This is a genomic window from Plectonema radiosum NIES-515 (assembly GCF_025753815.1).
GTDB classification, from domain to species: domain Bacteria; phylum Cyanobacteriota; class Cyanobacteriia; order Cyanobacteriales; family Nostocaceae; genus Hassallia; species Hassallia radiosum_A.
The window spans coordinates 1-3,975 of the sequence record NZ_JAOWRF010000226.1 but is presented as its reverse complement, the minus strand read 5'-3'; the positions used below and the strand labels follow the sequence as shown (position 1 = coordinate 3,975).

General features: G+C 41.9%; 4 protein-coding genes. All 4 read left to right on the top strand.

From position 1 onward, the window contains the following. Positions 1 to 102: 102 nt before the first annotated feature. The 4 genes from rpe (at position 103) to OGM63_RS15325 (ending at position 3,947) form a co-directional block, all read left to right on the top strand. Positions 103 to 810 carry a ribulose-phosphate 3-epimerase gene (rpe, locus tag OGM63_RS15340; protein WP_263746456.1) on the top strand — a complete coding sequence of 236 codons (708 nt, stop codon included), beginning with the start codon at positions 103 to 105 and terminating at the stop codon, positions 808 to 810. Positions 811 to 1,864: 1,054 nt separating this feature from the next. After that, complete coding sequence (locus OGM63_RS15335; RefSeq protein WP_263746455.1) at positions 1,865 to 2,518, top strand: MotA/TolQ/ExbB proton channel family protein; 654 nt, start codon at positions 1,865 to 1,867, stop codon at positions 2,516 to 2,518. A 251-nt stretch (positions 2,519 to 2,769) separates the two neighbouring features. Then, positions 2,770 to 2,976, top strand: a complete 207-nt coding sequence (locus OGM63_RS15330; RefSeq protein ID WP_263746454.1) for a glycogen debranching protein — start codon at positions 2,770 to 2,772, stop codon at positions 2,974 to 2,976. A 392-nt stretch (positions 2,977 to 3,368) separates the two neighbouring features. Next, the gene (locus OGM63_RS15325; RefSeq protein ID WP_263746453.1) at positions 3,369 to 3,947 is read left to right on the top strand and encodes a methylmalonic aciduria and homocystinuria type D protein; all 579 of its coding nucleotides are present in this window, start codon (positions 3,369 to 3,371) and stop codon (positions 3,945 to 3,947) included. Positions 3,948 to 3,975: the final 28 nt, after the last annotated feature.

Here is a 3,975-nt window from a genome sequence, read left to right as displayed (position 1 = left end):
CACTCCCCCACTCCCCCATCAGCGCGGCATCAAATCTCTGAGCGCTGGGTCAAGATTTTGTTACAATGCTTACAGACGAGGACGCTTAATAAGCCACTAGCCATGACCCAAAACCTATCTAAAAAGCCGATTGTAATTGCCCCATCTATCTTATCAGCCGATTTTAGTCGTCTTGGAGACGAAATTCGCGCCGTAGACGCGGCTGGAGCAGATTGGATTCATGTTGATGTAATGGACGGTCGTTTTGTACCTAATATTACGATAGGTCCTCTGGTTGTGGAGGCGATTCGTCCGGTGACGACAAAGCCTCTGGATGTCCACTTGATGATTGTGGAGCCAGAAAAGTATGTTGAAGACTTTGCGAAAGCAGGGGCAGATCACATCTATGTTCATGCAGAACACAATGCTTCCCCTCACCTGCACCGTACTTTAGGGCAAATCAAAGAGCTTGGAAAGAAAGCTGGTGTTGTACTCAACCCTGGTAGCCCTCTAGAGCTAATTGAATATTGTTTGGAACTGTGCGATTTAGTGCTAATTATGAGTGTTAACCCCGGCTTTGGGGGTCAAAGCTTCATTCCTGGAGTCGTACCGAAAATCCGCAAGCTGCGCTCGATGTGCGATGAACGCGGTTTAGACCCTTGGATTGAAGTAGACGGGGGACTGAAAGCTAATAATACTTGGCAGGTTTTGGAAGCTGGAGCAAATGCGATCGTTGCTGGTTCAGCTGTGTTTAATACTCCTGATTATGCTGAGGCTATTAAAGCTATTCGCAACAGTAAGCGTCCTTCACCAGAACTAGCAAAAGTTTAATCGGTTCTTCCTTAATTAAAGGCGTAAAGGCGTGTTGAAATTTCAGCACGCTTTTTTGATTTAATTAGGACTTACGCAAAATACCTTTGGAACTAGTTTATAGAGACTTGGTTGGATCACCTCTATACAAGGGTTATGGACAACGCATAGTTCATTTTCACGGCTATGTTTTTTGACATACCTCCTTGCCGTAAACGGTCGAGGATTCCTTGACACTTCGCTGACCGATGCTTGCATCGCAAGTCTTACCCAATCTCCATGTCCATTTAAAGTCGTGGCAATGCCCTATCCCGACTATATGTATCGTTTTGTTTGAAAAAGCAATAAATACTTTTTATTTTGCTTCCGGGGTGGACTTTACCATTGCCCTTCAGTCTTTCCCTATTACTGGATCAGTCTCGGTTTCAACTCAAATAATGAGTATGTATCGCTGCAATCTTAGGTGGGTATTTCAACCAATATAATTTTAACATAAAGCCGTCCTACAAGGACGGGGCTTGTATCCCATTATTTCCGGTCAAGACTGATCGTGGTTGTCGGCAGGGAGCAGGGGGAAAGAGCATTTTCAACTTTTTACACAAACGCACACCCATAATAATTAATTAACCGGACATGAGATCAGAGTTTGAGATGCTTGATTTTGAAGTTTCATATTTTAATTCAACAACGCTATTTATTTGAACCGTAGTCATGTAAAGTCGATCTGGTGCCAATACGCTTGGTGTTAAGCCTAAAATCCGAGTGTAGAGACTTCGTATTTCGCGTCTCTACAGGTCAAAAATCAGTACCAAAAATCCTTAACACGCCCGCGTATTGGATCTGGTGCGATCGCCATACCAAAACTACAAAGTGCCGATTCTGACGATATATTTGAAATCTATTGCTTTGGGATTCTGCGATGAGTGTGTGAGAAAAATTCCATTTTGCTAGGTTCCCGACCTCTTAAAAAATCGGGAATCTGAACACCGCGAATTTTCACGCTCTGATCTAGGATTGTTAGATAAAGCAATCTGTTACTCTAAGTGTGCATTGATTCCTTCTAAAAACAGAGTAAATGGCTATTAATAATATATTTACAGCAGGTGGGGTAGTTATGATACCTCTGCTGGGGTTTTCGGTGTTAGCAGTGGCGCTGATTATTGAGCGTATCAAGTTTTGGGTGATGTTGGCAAGCCGCCAACGCCGGATGGTGCAAGAAGTGCTAAATTTTTATCGCCTGAATAATGTAGTTAGTGCGATCGCACTATTGCAGCAAAATACCAACTTGCCGATCGCCCGCATTTTTTTAGCAGCTTTAGAATTAGAAGAAGCGACACCATCCGACTTTCGTTTAGCATTAGAAACAGCAGCACAAGCCGAGATACCTTTACTCAAACGATTTCAAAACATCTTCGACACAATTATAAACCTTGCACCTTTGTTAGGTCTTTTGGGAACCGTCTTAGGATTAATTGCTTCTTTTGCCTCTTTAAATATTGGTGATGTGGGAGGTACTCAAACAGCGGGTGTTACCAGTGGAATTAGTGAAGCTTTAGTTTCTACCGCTTCCGGATTGGTAGTTGCCATCTTTACACTGCTATTTGGTAACACCTTCCGGGGACTTTACCAGCGAGAAATCACCATGATTCAGGAAAATGGTGGACAGTTAGAATTGCTTTACCGTCGTCGCTATGAACGAGGAGAGAAGCCTTATGCACCTTCGAGATGAAGCAGATTTGCCATCCCAAAATGAAAAAGAGGAGGAAAGGGGAAGCACTTGTCTTACGACACGCTTAGAAAGAACGTGAACCTTGTAAGGGAAAAGAGACGGAAATAAAATACGGATCTATTCACTATAACTCTATATTTCTTACCCTTTCCCCCTTCCCCTTTCCCCTTTCCCCCTCTTCAAAAACCCATCTCGTAGTATTCTAAAATGGCAAATTCCTTTTTTCGCCAACAATTTTGAGAAAATACGCTATGACTATTTGGGTAAACGAGCAAATTGATCCCTCTGGCATGATTCATGCTTGTATAGCCTGTTGTGATGAGTCCCAAGCAAAAGATTGCCATGAATCTTTTGAAAATAATTTGACTCAGATGCAAAAAGCAAGTGGTTGGGTAGCCCGATTGCGAACAGTTAATTCTTGGGATGAAGTTCCAGTCAATGCTTTAAAGCTAAATTAATTTAGTTTTCATACTTTATCCTTTATCCCTCATACCTTCCCAGGTAAGATGAAAGATTTTAGGAATTAGAGACGCATATTTCCGTTGGTTCTTGGTGTTTCCGTTCACCTTGGTCTGGAGCGATTGAGAAGGGTAGGCAATGGCTTTGCCATCGGTTGCGTCTCTAACTATATAACGTTGCATAAATCCGGAAATTGCCTCCGAATATAAGTAAGTATTATCATCACAAGTTAAGAAACGATAAAAGTGCGATTAAAAATTCACATTTTAGTCAGAATGAATCCAAAAAAACATAACATATTATGTAAAATTAATGATTTTTATGAATGTTTAAGAGTTATCATCTAAACCAAGGATTTAAATACAAAACTTGCAAAAACCGAATAAATGTAGTGAACTACCCTACCGTTTACACTTCGGAGCAAGGCTGTCCCATTAATTTAGTTGGCAAACCGGGGCAAGCAGTTCAGATTTCAATTCATTTGCCCAGTAAGTATATCTGTGCCAACCGCGAACGGATATTACCAGATTGGAAAAATCAGCCGTCTTTTTGGGTGGTGATTGTCTTACAGCGATCGCGATATCAATTAGTAGAAAGTACCAATACAATAGAGAAAGAAAAACAACGCTTGCGGGAAAAGTTTATGAGATTTGGGTGTGACGTTGCTTTTAATTTGCGCGATCGCACTTATCTCACAGACATAATCGACCCCCGCACTGGCTATCCCTTACTTTCCCATCCCGGACAAATTCCCCACGACGACACTGCCGTTGTCAAAGCTTTACTTAACTATCCAGTGCTGAAAAATAAATGCCGTGTCTTAATTCATCCCAATTGGGGTATGGCAGTTTATCCAAGCATCTTAATATCCCAAGCTCCCCCAACAATCATCGAATCGGTAACTAAAAGCATAGCCCCCATGCATGGCTGGCAAGAGGTTGGTCAAGAGTCATTAGTCAATAGTCAATAGTTAATAATTGTTTGTCTCCCCCACTCCC

Bases quoted from the DNA above. Each gene is read 5' to 3' on its own strand.
- rpe (WP_263746456.1), top strand. From the start codon at position 103: ATGACCCAAAACCTATCTAAAAAGCCGATTGTAATTGCCCCATCTATC.
- OGM63_RS15335 (WP_263746455.1), top strand. From the start codon at position 1,865: ATGGCTATTAATAATATATTTACAGCAGGTGGGGTAGTTATGATACCT.
- OGM63_RS15330 (WP_263746454.1), top strand. From the start codon at position 2,770: ATGACTATTTGGGTAAACGAGCAAATTGATCCCTCTGGCATGATTCAT.